General features: G+C 40.8%; 14 protein-coding genes. 4 read left to right on the top strand and 10 right to left on the bottom strand.

Annotation, left to right across the window (positions count from 1 at the left end):
• Positions 1 to 47: 47 nt before the first annotated feature.
• The gene (locus tag ACK4HU_RS16540) at positions 48 to 971 is read right to left on the bottom strand and encodes a DUF4625 domain-containing protein (RefSeq protein WP_409808616.1); all 924 of its coding nucleotides are present in this window, start codon (positions 969 to 971) and stop codon (positions 48 to 50) included.
• The gene (locus tag ACK4HU_RS16535; RefSeq protein WP_409808615.1) at positions 961 to 3,351 is read right to left on the bottom strand and encodes a TonB-dependent receptor; all 2,391 of its coding nucleotides are present in this window, start codon (positions 3,349 to 3,351) and stop codon (positions 961 to 963) included. The genes ACK4HU_RS16540 and ACK4HU_RS16535 overlap by 11 nt, the downstream gene beginning before the upstream one ends.
• Positions 3,352 to 3,514: 163 nt before the next feature.
• Between ACK4HU_RS16535 and ACK4HU_RS16530 the strand changes: the two genes are divergently transcribed.
• Positions 3,515 to 4,777: a hypothetical protein gene (locus tag ACK4HU_RS16530; protein WP_409808613.1), complete on the top strand. Its 1,263-nt coding sequence runs from the start codon at positions 3,515 to 3,517 to the stop codon at positions 4,775 to 4,777.
• A 406-nt stretch (positions 4,778 to 5,183) separates the two neighbouring features.
• Here the strand turns inward: ACK4HU_RS16530 and ACK4HU_RS16525 are convergent, their stop codons facing one another.
• A complete protein-coding gene (locus ACK4HU_RS16525; protein ID WP_409808612.1) occupies positions 5,184 to 6,146 on the bottom strand; it encodes a tryptophan 2,3-dioxygenase family protein in 963 nt (320 codons plus the stop codon).
• A 115-nt stretch (positions 6,147 to 6,261) separates the two neighbouring features.
• On the opposite strand from ACK4HU_RS16525, the gene ACK4HU_RS16520 reads away from it, so the two are divergent.
• The gene (locus ACK4HU_RS16520; protein WP_409808611.1) at positions 6,262 to 7,467 is read left to right on the top strand and encodes an acyl-CoA dehydrogenase family protein; all 1,206 of its coding nucleotides are present in this window, start codon (positions 6,262 to 6,264) and stop codon (positions 7,465 to 7,467) included.
• 301 nt (positions 7,468 to 7,768) lie between these two features.
• Here ACK4HU_RS16520 and ACK4HU_RS16515 read toward each other — a convergent pair whose 3' ends face one another.
• Positions 7,769 to 8,767, bottom strand: coding sequence for an acyloxyacyl hydrolase (locus tag ACK4HU_RS16515; protein WP_409808610.1), 999 nt, complete (start codon positions 8,765 to 8,767; stop codon positions 7,769 to 7,771).
• 329 nt (positions 8,768 to 9,096) lie between these two features.
• Between ACK4HU_RS16515 and ACK4HU_RS16510 the strand changes: the two genes are divergently transcribed.
• Positions 9,097 to 10,365: a TCR/Tet family MFS transporter gene (locus ACK4HU_RS16510; protein ID WP_409808608.1), complete on the top strand. Its 1,269-nt coding sequence runs from the start codon at positions 9,097 to 9,099 to the stop codon at positions 10,363 to 10,365.
• A gap of 176 nt (positions 10,366 to 10,541) precedes the next feature.
• Here the strand turns inward: ACK4HU_RS16510 and ACK4HU_RS16505 are convergent, their stop codons facing one another.
• Genes ACK4HU_RS16505 through ACK4HU_RS16495 form a run of 3 tightly spaced genes read right to left on the bottom strand, consistent with a single transcriptional unit; the run spans position 10,542 to position 15,552 of the window.
• The gene (locus ACK4HU_RS16505; RefSeq protein ID WP_409808606.1) at positions 10,542 to 11,411 is read right to left on the bottom strand and encodes a hypothetical protein; all 870 of its coding nucleotides are present in this window, start codon (positions 11,409 to 11,411) and stop codon (positions 10,542 to 10,544) included.
• A gap of 10 nt (positions 11,412 to 11,421) precedes the next feature.
• Positions 11,422 to 14,403 (bottom strand): metallophosphoesterase, encoded by a 2,982-nt coding sequence (locus tag ACK4HU_RS16500; RefSeq protein ID WP_409808604.1) that lies wholly within the window; start codon positions 14,401 to 14,403, stop codon positions 11,422 to 11,424.
• Between the two features lie 51 nt (positions 14,404 to 14,454).
• A complete protein-coding gene (locus ACK4HU_RS16495) occupies positions 14,455 to 15,552 on the bottom strand; it encodes a DUF1573 domain-containing protein (RefSeq protein ID WP_409808603.1) in 1,098 nt (365 codons plus the stop codon).
• A 70-nt stretch (positions 15,553 to 15,622) separates the two neighbouring features.
• On the opposite strand from ACK4HU_RS16495, the gene trpS reads away from it, so the two are divergent.
• Complete coding sequence (gene trpS, locus ACK4HU_RS16490) at positions 15,623 to 16,597, top strand: tryptophan--tRNA ligase (RefSeq protein ID WP_409808601.1); 975 nt, start codon at positions 15,623 to 15,625, stop codon at positions 16,595 to 16,597.
• A gap of 556 nt (positions 16,598 to 17,153) precedes the next feature.
• On the opposite strand, the gene ACK4HU_RS16485 is transcribed toward trpS, so the two are convergent.
• The 3 genes from ACK4HU_RS16485 to ACK4HU_RS16475 are packed head-to-tail and all read right to left on the bottom strand — an operon-like array spanning position 17,154 to position 18,445.
• Complete coding sequence (locus tag ACK4HU_RS16485) at positions 17,154 to 17,636, bottom strand: DUF6992 family protein (protein ID WP_409808600.1); 483 nt, start codon at positions 17,634 to 17,636, stop codon at positions 17,154 to 17,156.
• Positions 17,629 to 18,036, bottom strand: a complete 408-nt coding sequence (locus ACK4HU_RS16480) for a hypothetical protein (RefSeq protein WP_409808598.1) — start codon at positions 18,034 to 18,036, stop codon at positions 17,629 to 17,631. The genes ACK4HU_RS16485 and ACK4HU_RS16480 overlap by 8 nt, the downstream gene beginning before the upstream one ends.
• A gap of 4 nt (positions 18,037 to 18,040) precedes the next feature.
• The gene (locus ACK4HU_RS16475; RefSeq protein WP_409808597.1) at positions 18,041 to 18,445 is read right to left on the bottom strand and encodes a hypothetical protein; all 405 of its coding nucleotides are present in this window, start codon (positions 18,443 to 18,445) and stop codon (positions 18,041 to 18,043) included.
• Positions 18,446 to 18,480: the final 35 nt, after the last annotated feature.

Genomic DNA, 18,480 nt, shown 5'->3' with positions numbered 1-18,480 from the left:
GAAAAGTCCTCGAAAATCAAGGACTCTCTCTATTAACCAAACCAACCTTATTTGATTTCAATCGGGATGGACTCCCGTGTTACATTACCTGCAGTATCTTCAGCCCAAATGACCAGACTTAATTTTGATTGACCCATAGGAATAGTCAATGGATTCTGTGATACAAAAGACTCCAGGTCAAATATCTGATTGACTGAAAGCGTTGGACCCGCCAAATTCCTCCAAAAGGAAGATCCGATCATTGCCTGAGCAACTGTGCTTTCAGTGAGATTTTTTTGTTCATCCAGGTTCGCTTCATTGGTCAGTCTCAACCAAATGAACTTTAGTGGGGTAGACAAAGGATGATCAGTCACTTTAATTTCACCTACCAAGTTCAATTTCTGACCTGCTTTTGCTTCTAGTTTCCCATTAGGCATTTTATTCAAAGAAATGGCAGGTGAATAAGGTCGTTGGATATAAAAAGTTGTGTGATAATTTGACCCATCTGCAAAACTAGTCTGGTTTCCCTCCATATCTGTCGCTGAAATAGTGATGTGGTATGGGCCTGCCAACAGGTTTCCGACCACAGCTGAATTCGCACCTTCCCAAGCGATCTGATGCGCTTCTATGTTCACTTCTTTCTCACCTGAGGGGATGACCAAGTTGGAATTGGAAGCAGTGCTGCTAAAAATTCGCTTAATATTCAGCCGCTCAAATGAATTGCTCAGTCTGGCATGAGAGTGACCGTCAAACCCTCCGTGTACATCCAACAAAATTTCCTTTACTCCAGCTGGGTCTGACACTTTAAATTGAACTACCAGAGATTTATTGGTTGGCGATATAAGCATACCAGGATAAGGCTGAATTTCCAATCCTGCCATTAAGGATGAAATCGTTGGAGGATCAAGATCGGTTGGATTTTCGGAGTCACCACAAGAAGTCAAAACCAATCCGATCAGGAACAATGGCAAGAAATACGAGTTATTTTTCATAAGATTCGAATGATTTATTTTGTTTAAGAGGAATTGAAAGCCCCATAATTATATTCCTTCCAGGTTCTGGTATATTAATTAGCCGATATCGACTCAAATGATTAAAATAGAATTGATTCGTGAGATTTTTCACTCCAAAATTCAATGCTAAATTTCTTCGTACCATTGTAAATTCAGTCCTGAAATTCAAGTTAAATAGCTGGTATCCAAGGGTAATTCGCTCATTTCTTGCTACCCTATTTTGCGCTGCAACTTTTCTGAAATCAATGCCAAAAGACAGATTTCTTATCCAGGAATTTTGAAGCTCATATCGGTAGACAAGTCCTGTAAGCAATGAAAATGGGGGAGTCAGGGGTAGTGGTAGTTCAGACTCAAAGTTATAATTCCAGACATAATCCATCCCTAGATTGAAGTCCAGATTGAAGTCGGACTTATAAGTCGCCGATATTTCCCCCCCAAAAAATATCGCATCGTCTTGCTTGTATTCCCAAAGTGTGCTGGACCCTGGCAAAGGGGAAAAACTACCGCTTGGTGCGAGGTAAATGAATCCCTGATACACTGATGCAAATGGAGTTACACCAAAGGAAAGTTTCTTTCTGGCCAAGCTGTAAGCCAAATCTAACTGATAGCTCCGCTCTGGTATAAGCTCAGCATTACCTCTTTCGTGTCTAAAATTGCCGTGGTGAATGCCGTTTGATGCCAATTCTATTGGCGTTGGAAAGCGAAGTCCTGAGCCGATGTTAGCTTTAAGGATTTGATACTGATCAATCTCCCAAGAAATTCCTCCAGAAAAACTAGGCCTCAGAACCCTTCTTTCTATATCCGGATTTCGCTGATCAAATTCGCCTGTTGGCTGAAGTCTATCATAAATTGGCTGAAGATGCTCATCGATAGAAAGAATATTTCCATCCAGACGAATACCTGCATTCCAATGAAAACGTTCTTGTATGGTTTGATTTAGGATAAGATATCCTCCGGCTAAAAAACTTCGATACGCAGGAAGAAGAAACTCAAACCCATCATATTCATTTATCATGGCCTGAACCATCAAACCATAGCTTAGTCGGGTTTCAGAATTGATGGTTAAGACCTCTCGATAGTTTCCGGTAAATGTGCGGAGATCCAACCCTAATGCAAGATTTCCTGAAGGTGTTGGGCCTACCCCATGGACATGAGGAAGTGATTCTTCTTGACGAATATTTCTTTGGTAACCCAGATCCAGCTCAATAGATCGGCTTCCTAAAGTCCAATTTGAATTAGAAATTACCTTCCAGTGCGTGTTAATTTGTCGTGGAAAACCAATATCACGAGAATTCCCATCATCTTCCAAGCTGTAAGCCGTTGGGATTCCCACCGCCCCAATAAAAATACCTGCCTCCTGTCCAAACCGTGAGATGGTTAGTTGAGACTTACCTCGATTTAGAATTTTTCCCGCAGTAGCTGAAAAGTGTAGCGCATTACCGGCAGTATTTTTAAGTCGCTCGTTGAAAATCGGTAAGACATAGCCGGCATAGACATAAGAATCAGCGGGTATTTGGTAGTCTCCATGTGAATTAATAGTAAGGCGACCCATGAAATAAAAATCATCCTTACGGCCTTTAAGATGGACAGACTGTCCAAAATATTGACTGTTTGACTGGTAATCCAAGGAAATTCCACCTTCTAATCCGTCAGTTTGAAGTGGCGGTTCTGGTAGAATATTGAGCACGCCAGCCATCGCATCTGGACCATGAATCAAAGAGTTTGGACCTTTAATTATCTCCAACCGATCCACATCGTGCGAATCAATTTCCAGTCCGTGATCCGCACCCCATTGTTGTCCTTCTTGCTTGATTCCCTTGTCATTGACCAAAATTCGGTTAAAACTCAGTCCCCTGATCACCGGTTTGGAAACACCTACACCTAGGTTCATTGTCGAGATTCCTGGGATATTTTCCAGTGAACCAGCAAAAGTTATGTTTTGGGCATTTCTGATTTCATTACCGGAAATTATCAAATCTGACATTGAGCTTTCTCTGCTACCTACTCCTACCCTAGTTCCAGAGACGATAGCCGCATCAAGTTCTGTAATGGAGTCGACCAACACTACCTGAATTGGATTATCCGAGAAAGTAGACATTACAATCGTTTGGTATCCCAAATGGGAAAAAACAAGGTGGTCATCACGATTCACCGCCACTTCAAATTCTCCTTTTGGATTAGCGAGAAGTTTAAGCCTAACGGAATTGGTTTTTGATTTTTTTACTTCAATCAAAGCTTCAAGCCCTTTTCCATTATTGTCGACAACTTGACCCTTGGCTATAAAATCTTGGGAAAATCCCGATTTGGATAAAAATAGAATGATTGAGAATGCTATAATAAAAATTGAAAATCGCCTCACGATATTTTTTGCAACATTGTTTCAAATGCAATATTACAGGGCAAAATTCTAGCTTCAAAGCTAATTTTACTTTTTTGCAACATTATTGCATTATTTTATGCAACTATATTGCAAAAAAGAAATTCATGTTGTTGTTTTGTAGTGTACTAATCAAACACCACACATGAAAAAATTAAATACAGCATTAATCGGGATAGCTCTTTTGGCCTATTCCTGCCAAGAAAAAGAGGACCCAATCATTGAACAGCCCACTTTTGAAAATCAGGAAAGTGAGTGGATTCGTATGATAACCTGGAATTCTTCTGGAAATATTTCCATGATGAATCCGATTACAGGAGAGGTGAAAACACCATCAGTAAATCCTTTTGCACAAGGAAGCGCTAATTATCTAAGTTCAAGTGGTCAATACATTACTTCCGTCGAAAGAGTAAATGGCATTGTGAAATTTTTTGATACCGGCATTGTAAATCATGTTGACCATGGTCATGAATATGAAATGAGATGGCTTGGTTCTACAGCTGTTGCACCTCTGCCAACGCACTTCTCTGCTACAAATGGGAACATTGTGATCTTCAATGATGGTGATGGATCAATAACGTGGGCTCGAGAAAGCACAATGGAAACTCCTTCGTTTAATCCCACAGTGATCAAGGATTTGAAAAATGGAGTTCACCATGGTGCAGCTACCTGGCTTACAGGTAACAAGTTTGCTGTCACCTTTAAAAACCCGGAGATTCCCGGTGCTCTACCGCAGACAATCAAAATATTGTCTTCAAATGGTGCAGTTGTAGCGGAATCAGCTGAAGTTAAAGTGACAGGCATTCATGGAGATGCTTCAAATGGAAGTTATGCAGTATTTGGGGGAACTGAGGCAGTCTTAGTCGCCGGATCGAACAATCAATTATTTAAGATCGAAAATATCTCTCCTTTGGAGCCAACTTCCGGAAACTGGATGGGGACAATAAAAGCAAATGATAAATCTTCGATTTTGTACGGATGGGCCAGAAACAAGGGAGTTTTTGCTATCGATCCTTTAGCAAAATCTATGAGAAATATCTATACCGGAGATGATGTAAGTACCTATTTCTTCAGTGCTGATGGATCAAAATTAATCATTCAAACCAAAAGCAATTCTGTTAAAATTATTGATAGCAAAACAGGTAATACGGTCGCTCAAGGTCCAATTGCTGTAGCTTCAATTGAAGGTGGAGAATCAGCACGAAAAATTCAAGACGATGCTACTTTCTACCGATTGATGAATGAGTTACCTCCGGTATTGACTAGTTCAGAGAAGTATTTATATGTTTTGTCCCCTTCACGAACAGAAATCGAAGTACTGGACTTGGAAAACCTAAAGTCGGTAAAGAAAATGTCTTTAACTTCTCCTGTGACAAGCTTTATGCGAGTTGGATTTCAGACCAATTAATTTTTAATGAATATTTTTCAAAGAGAGGCTGTCTCAAAAGGACCGATGGTGTCAGCCTGAGCAAAGTCGAAGGCCATTTGCAGCGAATGCGACCGCATTTCGACTACGCTCAATATGACAAATAGCACTTATGAGACAGCCTCTCTTTTTTTTGACCTATTGAAATTGAATTTATCTTATCCAACACATAGTGGCTCCTCTCCAATAAAAACAGGGACTATCGAGCCATATGTGAGATTTAACGGATTCTCCGCGACGGACGGAACGGGCAGGTGTCATCGCTAAAAAAATCATATACAGTGTGGAATGGTATAAAGATCTTCACTGTCATACTTTTTGTCTATAATCTAGCGTATTTATACTTACGTCTTTAATGATTACATCTTGATACTTGATTCTAATCACCCTAAATTTCCTCTCCAAAGATTTCCTTCACCACCCAACCTTTGCCCCACTCTTCCTGCTCATTTTCAGTCCAGAGTTCGGGGAAAAAGATTACCTTCTGAAAACGCGGAGGAAGGTATTTTTGCCAGTTGGTACCACCTGTTGCAGCGATATCGACCGGATCTCTTTGGAGGTAACGCACAGCAGACTTGTAATGAGCTAATGGCCAAAACACATTGGCTTTCAAATCAAACTGCTTCATCATCTCAGTCATCGATTGAGATGGATCTTCCAGTTCCATGTACTTTTGCCAGAGGTTTTTCCGACGATAAGTCTCGATCAAATGGATAAGCTTTTTGCCATATTTCAACTCAAAATTCTTCAAAGTCAGCGTTTTCTGACCAGTGGCTAATTCGATCGCTCCCTGCTGCCAATACAGATTTTCAAACAAGTCATCCGCAGGACTGTGGTAATCGTATTCAGACCTTTTTCCCAACACAATCAGGTGAAAAGCATCGGTTGACATCAATTCGATTTCCCGGTATTGGGCACTTTGAAAACCCGAAGAAGGTAAAAGCGACATGCGGAATTTCAGGAATTGTTCGCGCTCCATTCCTTTCCACATCATCGCAAAGGAACTGATCAAATGGTCGAAGTACATCAGAATCCTATCCAATCGAGCTTTGAAAAAGACTTCTGAAATATCTTGCTGATCAGCGATTTGCTCCATTTCGGAGATGATCAATTTGAAATAGAGCTCCGTGATCTGATGGTAGATGATAAAAATCTTCTCGTCCTTAAAGCTGGTTTTCGGTTGCTGTAAAGACAGCAAAACGTCCAAATTGATGTATTCCCAATAGGTCAGGTAGTCTGCATAGAGCAATCCTTCGAGGTAAGAAAGCATATCCTGACCGGAAGCTTTAAACTTTTCCTGGAGTTGATGTATTTTATCTAAAATATTAGGATCGAATTGGGATTCGTGCATGGGAATTTTAGTCAAAAATGTAGTTTTTTCAGCACCTTTCTCCTTAATTTCGGGCTGCTGTTGGCTTTTGTTCGTAGCAAAAATGACTGATTCCCAAAAATAAACCAAATATACCATGGAGGCTGTTGAAATTCAGAAATCTCTCAAGCAGGATCTTTTTGAAGGTGTGGATTTTCTAGATCTGGACGATCTGCTCACCGAAGAGCAGAAGTTGATCAGATCATCGATTCGGGATTTTGTAAAAAAAGAAATCTCTCCTTACATCGAGGATTGGGCTCAAAAAAATCATTTTCCATATGAAATCGTCAAAAAATTTGGAGATGTGGGGGCTTTCGGTCCGCAACTACCGGAGGAATATGGAGGAGGCGGACTGGATTACATCTCCTACGGACTGATTATGCAGGAAATCGAGCGTGGCGATTCCGGAATGCGTTCCACAGCTTCTGTTCAAGGTTCGCTCGTCATGTATCCGATCTACAAATTTGGATCTGAGGCCCAGCGAAAAAAGTTTCTTCCAAAATTAGCTTCAGGTGAATTTCTAGGTTGCTTCGGCCTGACCGAACCTGACCACGGTTCCAATCCAAGCGGCATGGTCACCAACTTCAAGGATATGGGAGACCACTACCTGCTTAATGGCGCTAAAATGTGGATTTCCAATTCCCCAAAGGCTGATGTTGCAGTTGTTTGGGCGAAAAACGAAGAAGGACGAATTCACGGATTGATCGTCGAGCGTGGAATGGAAGGTTTCACTACTCCTGAAACTCATGGAAAATGGTCGCTTCGAGCATCCTGTACCGGAGAATTGGTTTTTGACAATGTCAAAGTACCAAAGGAAAACCTACTTCCCGGCAAATCAGGTTTGGGTGCTCCGATGATGTGTTTGGACTCTGCCAGATTTGGAATCGCTTGGGGCGCTATCGGTGCTGCTATGGATTGCTATGAATCCGCGAGAAGATATGCTGCAGAACGCATTCAGTTTGGAAAGCCTATCGGAGGATTTCAACTGACTCAAAAGAAACTCGCAGAAATGCTCACTGAAATCACCAAAGCGCAACTTTTGGCTTGGAAAGTTGGCAAGATGATGAATGAAGGTACTGCTAAAACTGTCCACATATCCATGGCAAAACGGAACAATGTGGAAATGGCTCTGAACATTGCACGAGAAGCCCGTCAGATTCACGGAGGAATGGGAATCACCGGTGAATATCCAATCATGCGACACATGATGAATCTTGAGTCTGTGTTGACTTACGAAGGAACACATGATATCCATCTGTTGATCCTAGGGCAGGAGATTACGGGGTTGCAGGCTTTTAAGTGATTGGGAGTTTGTGTCAGGTTGAGCAGCTTGGCCGTGGCGGGGAGTCGAAACCCGGACTTAATTGGAAGATTGGAAGATTTTGGTCACACTAAATTTTCGCCCCAGTGAGTGACTCTTCACTCACCGGAATTGAATATTTCTCCTCCTAAGTAAGTGCCTGCCCTCTCCGCCCCGTTGAATGCCTGTCATCCGTAGGCTGGACTTCAATCACCGGAATCGGAAATAGTGAAATTAAAAGTGAGTGCGGACACTCACCATGGCGAGCAGATTGGAACTCCATGAAAAATTTAACTTTTGCCGATTAAAACTTCCACCCTATTCTAAAATCCATATACTCTGCCACATGTCCGTGGGCTTTAAGTCCTGCACCAATTCGGAAGTTTTTCCCAATCAAATAATTGAGCGTATATCTTTGGTAAAAATCTTGGTCTTCCTGATATCTTTCAGGCTTGGATAGGTACCTGACCATGCGCTGGCTAAAATCAAATCTTCCAAACAGGAAATGATTTTCCAAAAAAATCCCTGGAATCAAGGCCTCTGTTCTGCTTTCTTGGATTGGTAGAGAGAAATCCTTTGCCAACTCCAATCCTCCTCCGGCTCCAATGATCCCACTTAATTGACGATACCCACCTCCAGCAAGTGTGAAGTTTGGATTCCTTGAACCATCACCACCATCACGGGTATTGAAGCCCAAATCAGTATAAAAGGACCAATTTCTTGAAAGCTGACTTTTCTGAAAACTGGGGAATTCGACGCTTTTGGTGGAATGAAGAATTCCCAAACCCCACATCGGAAAGTTCATCCCACGATTGGGTTGCCGTTGACCTCCATTGGAAATGTGGTTGTAGGTAAAGGAAGTTTGAATAGCCCAATTTGGTGAAAGCTCATAAGTGAGCTTTGGTGCTACAAAAAGCAAAAAGCTCATCGGTGCACTAAAAAAGGTATTTCGAGGATTCTCAATCGGATCATAAACCCTAGTGAGATAACTGACTCCAATACCCGTTGCAAGACTGCCGGCCCATTTTCCAGAACGAAAAAGAAAAGGTTCAAAACTCCCACTTAGGTTCCAAGCTTGTCCAAGCTCTTTCTGATTTTGAAAATCAATGACTGATAGATTCAATCCCAAATAATGAAAACAGTTGCATGCTTCCCAGTTTTTTCGGGAGGTTTTCATCCATTGAGAAGAGATTCCAAGGGAAAATGGACGAGTGGATGCAATATCCCGAAGCTCAGAATTGTGAGGAATGATCCAACCGGTTTGAGCCTCCAATCCAAACTTACGAACCGTCTCTTGCCCCATAGTTGGAACTACTAAAAGGCTTAAACATAAAAAAATCACCAAAATTCTCCTCACTCTTTCCATTTCTAAATTCTTACGGAAAACAAAAAAAGGAGACTTTGGGTCCTCGGAAGCGATGTATAAATTCCTCCAGTTGTAGTAAGGTTCTATGGTATGCATTGCGGATAAACACAAAGGAATAAAGCAAGGTTGCAAAAGACGTATTGCTTTTTAAATAATTCCATTCGAACATAGCAGCATCCCTAATAGTTTCTATGCTAAAGTTTTAATTTTCAGCATAAAACCCTTTTCCCAAAAATTTAAACCGCCTTTCATAAATACCTTCAACTATGCGTTCCAGCAAATCTGCGTTACTTTTTATTTTTGTTACCATCTTGGTGGATGTAATTGGAATAGGAATCATCATTCCCATCATCCCAGAATTGATCATGGAACTGACAGGTGAAGGAACTCACCTTGCGGTCATTTACGGCATGTGGCTGACTACTTCTTTTGCGGTGATGCAATTTCTGTTTTCTCCGGTGTTGGGCGAGATTTCAGATCAATATGGAAGAAGACCTATTTTATTGATGGCCTTATTTGGGTTGAGTATTGATTATTTGATCCACGCGTGGGCACCGAGTATCGCTTGGCTGTTTGTTGGAAGATTTTTGGCTGGAATTACCGGAGCGAGCTTTACCGTAGCTTCAGCATACATTGCAGATATCAGCACCAAGGAAAATAAGGCAAAAAACTTTGGCATTATCGGCGCAGCCTTTGGTTTGGGTTTTATTATCGGCCCCGGTATTGGAGGCTTTTTCGGGAATATTGACATCCGCCTACCCTTTTATATGGCAGCAGGTCTGACATTTTTGAATTTTCTATTTGGTTGGTTTTTTGTGCCGGAATCTTTGGCTGTTGAAAACAGAAGAAAGATCAATTTTTCAAAAATGATTCCGGGAGTTTCGCTGTTAAGTCTCAGGAATTACAAAGGTGTTTTACTGCTCATTCTAGCCTTTTTCCTGTCAAATCTCGCTGGTCAAGTGTTGCCGTCTATTTGGTCTTATCATGGAATTGAGCGATATCAATGGAGCCCAAGGGACATTGGAATATCGCTAATGGTGGTTGGCTTAGCCGTGTCTATTGTCCAAGGTTTTTTAATTGGTTTCTTGGTCCAAAAATTGGGAAAGCGGAAGGTAATCACCATCGGGTTTCTGTTTTGGACTCTTGGAATGTTTTTATTCTCCCTAGCTTCCGAACCTTGGATGCTCTATGTTTTCCTATTCGCCTATTCATTTGGGGGAATAGCAGGACCTACGGTTCAAAGCATCATTTCCGATGAAGTTTCTGAAAAAGAGCAGGGAAATTTACAGGGTGCCATCACAGGCCTAGTTAGTCTTACATCCATAATAGGCTTACTGATTTTTTCACCTACCTTTTACTATTTCACGCAACCCGAGGGTTCTATATATCTTCCGGGAGCACCCTTTATTTTAGCAGCCCTACTACTCTTGATAGCTTTTCTGTTGACACTTTTCGCCATGCAAAAGATATTTGGGAAAAATAAGGTAATGACCACTAATACAGATTTAAAAGTGGGAAGATTTGAGTCAGCCTGAACGGAGTCGATGGGTCCTCGTACTTCCCGACTCTCGACGGTCTGGTGCTCGGACTGACACAACCTTCCGCCATTGAGAAAGTCTTCAATCACCGGAATTGGCATTCCTCAAAATAAAAAAAGTGAGTGGTGACACTCACTTTGGCAATAACGTTTTCAATCTTCCGTCTCCCAACTCTACTTCATCTTCCCCGGATTCTCCAAAATCTCTCTCAAGTCTTCCGGACTGGTTTTTTGCTTTCCAGTCAACAAATAAATAATCATTCCAGCGTCTGAGGGATCAAACTCCTCCCCTTTTTGCGAAGCAACCAATCTACTATATAACCAATCCCAAGCCCCTTTTTCATACGGCTTTTGGTCTTTTTTTACTGATGTTTTGATCCAATCATATTTGCTCAGATCGGTCTTCAAGCCTTCGTAATCAGACCCCCCATTTTGATCAACAATATGATCCATTTGTAAGCCTTTGGGTCCGAATTTTTCTTCCAATTCTGCCCATGTCCAGCCTTCATGAGTTTCCCATTCGTAGGGCTTGTCGGCATGTTCATCATTCCAAGTGGAGTGCGAAATCAATCTCACATATTTTAATTTGACTGAATCAGCTTCATTCAATGCGTCTCCAATGATATTCATCGGGCCCGCAGCAATGATCGTCAGAGGATCTTTGGCTGAGCTTTTATTGATTTGCTTGGTTAGTTCGATCACTGCAAAATTGGGTGCCGCTATAGCTTCAATAAATTTAGTTTTTTTAAACCCAAATTTTCTAGCTCCGAGAAATGCACTTTCACGCATTTGTGCATCAGCATCGGGCTTTTCCTTGTTGGAACCCCAGGTATGATCACTGAAGGTATAAACCACCAACTGATTCTGAAGACTACGAGCGGCAAGAAGCGCAAGACTCATCGGTGTGGCAGCCCAATCGTCTTCATCGTGTTCATTTCCATCGGAGCTGATGGCTATTCTTCCCTTAGAATACGGGATTGTTTGAGCGTACGAAGTATGAAAAATAGTCAAGAAAAGGATACTACAAATTGTGAATAGTTTCATTCGTGTTTGTTCAATTAAGGATGACTAGTTTACCAAAGTAGGTTTTCTGATCTTGAGCAATAACCCAAATCAGGTACGTGCCATTTGCTAATCGGTTTAAAATAATTTCGACTTTAGAATCATTTAGGATAGATATCTGAACTTTATCGGTGACATTTTTTCCCTCTGATGAATATAGGGAAAGTGACGGAATGGAGACTAATGCTCCATCAGGAAACTCCAAGACGACTCGATCAGATGCTGGGTTTGGATAGATCTTTAGAGTTCGAGCTTCATTTATTACTTTTCCAAAAAGGCCTGAAATCGTCAAAGTCACCACCTTCAATTTAGCTTTACAGCCCGCAGTTGAAGTCAATTCCACACTATATTCTCCCATTAGCTGGGCTGTGAAAGTTCTTGAAGTCGAACCTTCCAGTTTCTCTCCATTTCTAAACCATTGATAGGTAAAATCACCCTCAGGAGCTAGAAGAATATTTCCATCAACAGCGATTTCACCCTTCGGAAGCGGATTAACTTTGACTTCAAAATCTTTTGATTCGGCCAAGCATCCTCCTTGATAGCGTATAATCGCATGGTAAACACCGGATTGTGTAACTTCCAAGGATTTACCTGTTTGTCCAGGGATCTCTACACCGTTTCTTCTCCAACGGACGACCTCAAAAGGATGTGCTGAACTAAGTTCTAACTTCCCGTTTTCCCCTTCACAGAAAGTATTGGGACCCGAGAGACTGACTATTTCCGGTGCAAACCTTTTGATCGTCACCACCACAACTGCCTCTTTCACATTTCCGGAATTATCCACTGCTCTGATTGCAACAGAGACTTCTTTCCCAATATCCTCACAGGTGAATCGATTTTTATTTATTGTGAGAGATTTAATTCCGCAATTATCACCAAACTCTGCCAAAACCATTTCAGGTGTGATTTCAACGACTCCCTTGGTCACATCCAAGTCAATGCTGATGTTCTTAGGTACCAAGGTGGGAGGAGATTGATCTTTGACTTTCACAAGGACAACTTCTGTCCAAGTATTTCCCTTATTATCGGTGATTTTTATTTGATTCTCACTTCCTTCCAAATCTGAACAAGTGTATTCTGGACTTCTTGAAAACTCCACCTTCCAGTCTTCTTTAGGTTCATTTTGGAGGTAATCTTTGATCGTGGTGATTACTTTTCCAGCCTCATCCAATTCTACCGTGATTTCCTTTTTGAAAATCGGTTCGATTGTAACGTCCTCCAACTCTACCAAAATCCTCAATGGATCATTATACACTCTTCGCTCGATTCGCTGCAAATCGTAATTTTGATCCATTACTGGAAAAGCATAAACCGGCTCAAAATCAATTTGAGCAAAGGTTTTTCCTCCATCCTGAATTTTTTTCAGATTCACCTCAAGGTGACCATAGTGTTTGCCTCCATCTGTCAAAACAGGATTGGCACCGGAGGTATTCCACTGCTCTATAGATTTTTGATCCGCGGTCCACTTGGAAAATTCATTATAATCTAAGGTAGCCAATGGATTAGAAAGCCAATTTCGCTTCACTCCTCTTAAGCCATCTCCTGCTACACCTACATCGTAATAATGCACGCCTTTGCCATCTCCATCTATATCCACAAAAGATCGCTCAAAAAGTTCATCATGGCCTGCAAGTACTGCAATCACTCCATACTCCTCAAAAAGAGGATGGAGAATCCGCATCGGAGTTCCACCTTGGCCAGTTGATAATTCATGATTCATCGGAACACCATGTTCACCGGAGCCATAAGGAACATGATGAAATTGGACAAAAATCAATTGCTTCTGCTCTTTTGCCTGCTTCAAGTTTGCTTCCAGCCAAGTGTATTGATCTGTACCAAGACCAAATCCAGATAGGTCTGTGCCACCTGCTGCATTGTATTCGGATTGAGTAAAATTTTCCTGAGTATCCGTGCCAGGTCCGGTGTACTCCTTATTTTTTAGCCTTTGTTCAATAGGAGTATCAGATCTTTTTTCTTCAGGAGTTCCATTAGAGGAGTCAAGAGTTAAGATAGTAATCGGACCATAATCTGTTCGATAATAGCTTTGACGATGCTTCTGAAGGGGATCTTCAATATCTATTTCAAAAAATGAATGAAATCTTTTTCTACCAACTACAGGATTGAATTGTCCTTTTTCATTTATCCCATAGCCATTATTGAGTCCACCGAAGCTTTCCCAATTCCCTAATGCGGGAATTATTGGATAAGAGGACAAACCATTGCCAAATTCGCCGGAATTGTGCCGCCAAAACTCATCCCAAGCAGGCATATATCCACCACCTTGAACCAAATCTCCAGGCATCACCATAAAATCAGGTTTTCGGCTATTAATGATTTCAAGATTAGCTGAATAACCATCTTTCTCAGTTAAAAAATAATTAGGCAGTTCGAAACCTCCCTCTAGAGTAGTACCGAACTTTTGTTTCCACAAGGCTGGAACTGTGAAAAACCTGATCAACGGTTGACCTGGGTACCAAGCTCGATTAGTGACTCTACCAAGAGGTTCGGTCTCGGAGTCTGAAAGTGCAATGAAACGGATATTTTCCCAATCTCTAGAGTCTGGAGCAGACTTGAAACCATTGGTAAATTGCTGTCCATTGAGTTGGACTTCATAGGTTACATTTTCTCCAAAAGGTACCCGAATGGAATATTCATACCTGAAATACTTATCGCCACCTATCCAATTTTGTCCGTCAAGTCCAGCAATGGTTTGTGACTTTTCGATAGTGGTGTAATAAAGGTCCGGTATTTCTACTCCTTGCACATTCCCGGAACTGAGCAAATTACCCTTACTGTCTTTTATTAAAATACTTGAGGAATAATTTTGATCCGCAAACCATCTGATCTGAATCAGATTTTTGTCAGCTACTTGGAGATAGGGTAGAATTCTAAAATTGGATTGCGCAAACGAAAAAATGGGGCATAAGAACAATCCTATAAAAACCAGATAACGTAGTTTTTGTGAAGCTTTCATGGAAAGATCAATTACTATAAAAGTTAAATATATTTCAATTCTAGTATAGACTTACTCAATTCTACTTTTCATTACAATCAATTGAACTGGGTTTAAGGGATCATTTGAAAAGATATAAATATTCCGCTGGTCAATCCCTTTTCTTCCTATAGGATCAAGTGTAAGTGAAAGCTCCATACTTTCGCCTGGCTCGAGTCTGTCTTTTGGGGCCTCGATTTTCAAGCATTCGCAGTTTCCCTGGATTTTTCTTATTTCAAGTATTTGGCGACCTTTATTTACCAAGGTGACAGTTCTTCGCACCAATGTTCTGGAACTTATTTCTCTGAGGTCAATTTCTTTTTGAGCTATGAAAAGCTGAGGAACTTCATTCAAATTACTTCTTGGCACAGGGGGAAAGTATTCGAATAAATTCGCAATAAGTTCCAGTCTGATTTCAGAGCCAGGGATATTTTCCCAACTAACCGGAACAGCATCTTCAAAATACCCTAAATCATTTCGAGATTTTCCATCGTACCGAATCATTAGCAAACCCCTTTCTTGCGGCCTTACAAATGGCTGAACTTGAGAAACTTGAATGTATTTGGGTACTAAAGCAAGAAATTCCTCCTGATCAAGTAGTTGTTCTCCTTGGTTGAAAAATTCAACGTACTTAATTCTTGGCTCATTATCGAAGACCTCACCCATGTTGATTTTCTTCAGACGAAACCTCAAAGCGCCTTGCGAAATTGGATAGGCCCTTTTTATATCACTTGGATAGGGAATGGATATTCCCTCCAAAAACAGGGAATCAGTTACTCCACTAAGATTCCCATTTATTACAATCAATTTTGAGAAAAAACCGGCTGCGGAAGTCGGATCAAAGGAGATTTTCAGCTTCCCGGATTCTCCCAAGCTAATACTGTCCCTAGAGAATTCTACGATAGTACAGCCACACTCCAACCAAACATCTTTAATGAAGAAAAGCGAATCCTGGGTATTGGTATATTCGAACTCGGCAGTTTGAAAGCCTTGCTCTTCCAATATTGTACCCAAATCAATTCTGTTGACTTTCCAAATCACTTTTGGAACTGTACTCTCCTGAGCTTGAGAGCACAATGGAGAGAAGATGAGAAAAGAGAAAAAGAAAAGGGGAAATGCAAAACGAATCATAGCTGCAATTAACGCATAATTTAGCCTCGATTGTAGGCTGATTTGCTTAATTTGCGACAAATTAAAGAAAATGGCAAGAGTACTAACGGGCATTCAAAGCTCAGGTCGACCACACTTTGGGAACATTTTGGGAGCGATTGTTCCCGCAATTGATCTGATCAATCAGAATAAGGAAGAGGCCTTTATTTTTATCGCTGATTTCCACTCCCTTACTTCAATCAAAGACGGTGCGCTTCGCAAAGAAAACACCCTCGCAGTGGCTGCTGCGTGGTTGGCTTTTGGATTGGATATTGAAAAGACCACCTTTTACCGTCAGTCTCATATTCCGGAAGTCGCAGAGCTCACCTGGTATCTCAATTGCTTCAGTCCCTACCCTATGCTGGCCAATGCGCATAGCTTCAAGGATAAAGCTTCCAGACTTGCTGATGTAAATGCCGGGCTTTTCACTTATCCGGTTTTGATGGCAGCAGATATCCTGCTTTACTCGGCCAATCTTGTTCCCGTGGGAAAAGATCAACTTCAGCATCTGGAGATGACTCGCGACATTGCTACGACTTTCAATAGAATAATGGAGGAAGAAATTCTGACCATCCCCGAAGCAAGAATTAGTGAGGAGGTGAAGATCATTCCGGGAACTGACGGGCTTAAGATGAGTAAAACTTATAATAATTATATCGATATTTTTTTGCCTGAGAAGGAACTAAAAAAGAATGTAAACAGCATCATTACCGATAGCACAGCTTTGGAAGATCCAAAAAATCCAGAAACTTGTAATGTCTTTGCATTATATAGGTTGTTGGCTTCTCAGGAGCAAATAGAAAAAATGCGTGCTAATTATTTAGGAGGAAATTATGGCTACGGCCATGCCAAAAAGGAATTAATGGAATTAATCCTTAGCAAATATGCTAAAGAGCGAGAGACCTTTAATTTCTTCATGGACAACCGGGAGGAAATCGAGAAAAGGCTTGCAGCAGGAGAAGAAAAGGCACGAGGCGTGGCTTACCCTCTTTTAAATCGTGTGAGAACAAAATTGGGATTTAGGTAAAATCTATTAAGTACTAACAAACCTTGCCATTTGACCAAAAGCCCGAATTACCTTACGGGCTTTTTTTTAAAGCTTTACCTAGGCAGTTTAAATACAAATCTTTACAGATAACTAAGCAAAGTAATTAACAAAATACTTGTGTTTAAATAACAATGCCAGAATTACTATATAGGTCACAAGTTCTATTACCATAGCTAAATACCTTGTTTGACTTGTCATAAATCCAAAAGTCTCAATGACGCAGATTGTGAACAGCATCGTATATGCTGCAAGCATAAATTCCGGAGTTTTACTCCATCCGGTAAAGTAGCCAATCAAGAATCCTATCGAGGTAATCATCACAGAACCAAAATGAATGGGTAGTAACCATTTTGGAAAATCAATGTTCGTATAGGGAGTCCAGAGCACCTTAGTAGACACCAACTCTATTATTCCACCTGTCGACCACAGGAGTAAAAAAAAGTGAATGAGCACTAAACCGTATCCAACGTATTGCATATTCAGTTATTACTGTTTTGGATTTTTTACCTATTTACGCCCGAGTTTGACTATAAATTCAAATTGAGTTAAGGAATTCAAAATAAATCTTAGCCCTCGACTCAGCAAAATGATCAAATCCAAACAACATAACTCCTTGTATAATTAGCCCAATCCCAATGCCTTTTAGCAGGTCATTTTTCATAAATACCAGCACTAAGAAAATGCCCACAATGATAAAACCAATCTCTACCATTTTAGCAACTGGAAAGATTTTCATTACTTTTTCCATTCGGGGTAATTCTTCTGTTTGCATTTTGCTTGGCTCAATTTCGTAATAAGTGCCTACTCTTTTAACGTCTTTTGGCGTTCGGATTACGATACCAACACAAATTACTAAAAGCAAGATGGAAAGCGGAATGAAGGCAAAAGCAACACCCTTAAAGACAACTTTATTTAAGTAAATGAAATAGACAGAAAGACCTAGGCCCATAAGCCCAATTAGGATTCCGATACTACATTGTAGTTTTTCCCCTGAAAAATACTTTATGATATTATCCATTTTTACCTGCTTTGTTTATACCAATTAATAGTAGAATCCCCAAAAAATAATGCGAAGCAATCGCCACAATCACGCTTATTTGTGCAAAAGTATTGTCAAAAATTCCCTCATCCTTCAACACCAACCACATCACCCAATCCATAGTTGCACTGCCTATTTGGTAAGCCGCAAGCCCTTTTGCAATACCCAAATGAGGCTTTTTTCTAAATATCCAGGCGATATAGCCCATCACTCCGAGGGATAAACCTAGGATTTTGACAATCCAGTGACCATCTGCATTTAGGTTCCATCCAGTAACCAATGGAATAATTGAAGGAGGAAGCATTGCCGTTACGAAATAGAAAAATTCTAGAATCGCGACCGCAACAAAGAGAAATTTCAAATCTGTTAATTTTTTCATACTTCTATTTATTTGCCAGTAAGTGGATTATTGATTTGTTCAAAGCCCTTTTAACAAGAGTAATCGTCAGGATGCCAATGAGTAGATCTCCCACGGCCAATAAGAGTATAAAAGCGCCCATGATTTGATGATAGCCTGCTGCAAGGGCAATGGTTGCAAAAACAATTCTAATGATACCGTTCCATACAGGAAAGGCAGCAAACTGCACGATGTTATTGGATGATATCCAAAGTGTTACTGCACCAAAACTTGCCAACAAGGCAGGTAAAACCCGCCAAAAGGAAGAATAGGGCTCTTCTACTCCAAAAAGAGTCAATGCGCCTGGTACCAAAAAAATAGCAAGTGCACTGGCGTTGTACAATGATGCAAACCTTATGATCAATTTTGCTGCTGAAATTTTGCCTTCCATAACCTGAAATTTTAAGTGATATGTAAAGGAAAGTC

Source organism: Algoriphagus sp., from assembly GCF_046296635.1.
Taxonomy (GTDB): Bacteria; Bacteroidota; Bacteroidia; order Cytophagales; family Cyclobacteriaceae; genus Algoriphagus.
The sequence above is the reverse complement of the archived record's forward strand: the minus strand, read 5'-3'. Positions and strand labels throughout refer to the sequence as shown.

Bases quoted from the DNA above. Each gene is read 5' to 3' on its own strand.
- ACK4HU_RS16525 (WP_409808612.1), bottom strand. From the start codon at position 6,146: ATGCACGAATCCCAATTCGATCCTAATATTTTAGATAAAATACATCAA.
- ACK4HU_RS16510 (WP_409808608.1), top strand. From the start codon at position 9,097: ATGCGTTCCAGCAAATCTGCGTTACTTTTTATTTTTGTTACCATCTTG.
- ACK4HU_RS16500 (WP_409808604.1), bottom strand. From the start codon at position 14,403: ATGAAAGCTTCACAAAAACTACGTTATCTGGTTTTTATAGGATTGTTC.
- ACK4HU_RS16520 (WP_409808611.1), top strand. From the start codon at position 6,262: ATGGAGGCTGTTGAAATTCAGAAATCTCTCAAGCAGGATCTTTTTGAA.
- trpS (WP_409808601.1), top strand. From the start codon at position 15,623: ATGGCAAGAGTACTAACGGGCATTCAAAGCTCAGGTCGACCACACTTT.
- ACK4HU_RS16475 (WP_409808597.1), bottom strand. From the start codon at position 18,445: ATGGAAGGCAAAATTTCAGCAGCAAAATTGATCATAAGGTTTGCATCA.
- ACK4HU_RS16505 (WP_409808606.1), bottom strand. From the start codon at position 11,411: ATGAAACTATTCACAATTTGTAGTATCCTTTTCTTGACTATTTTTCAT.
- ACK4HU_RS16480 (WP_409808598.1), bottom strand. From the start codon at position 18,036: ATGAAAAAATTAACAGATTTGAAATTTCTCTTTGTTGCGGTCGCGATT.
- ACK4HU_RS16540 (WP_409808616.1), bottom strand. From the start codon at position 971: ATGAAAAATAACTCGTATTTCTTGCCATTGTTCCTGATCGGATTGGTT.
- ACK4HU_RS16530 (WP_409808613.1), top strand. From the start codon at position 3,515: ATGAAAAAATTAAATACAGCATTAATCGGGATAGCTCTTTTGGCCTAT.
- ACK4HU_RS16515 (WP_409808610.1), bottom strand. From the start codon at position 8,767: ATGGGGCAAGAGACGGTTCGTAAGTTTGGATTGGAGGCTCAAACCGGT.
- ACK4HU_RS16495 (WP_409808603.1), bottom strand. From the start codon at position 15,552: ATGATTCGTTTTGCATTTCCCCTTTTCTTTTTCTCTTTTCTCATCTTC.
- ACK4HU_RS16485 (WP_409808600.1), bottom strand. From the start codon at position 17,636: ATGGATAATATCATAAAGTATTTTTCAGGGGAAAAACTACAATGTAGT.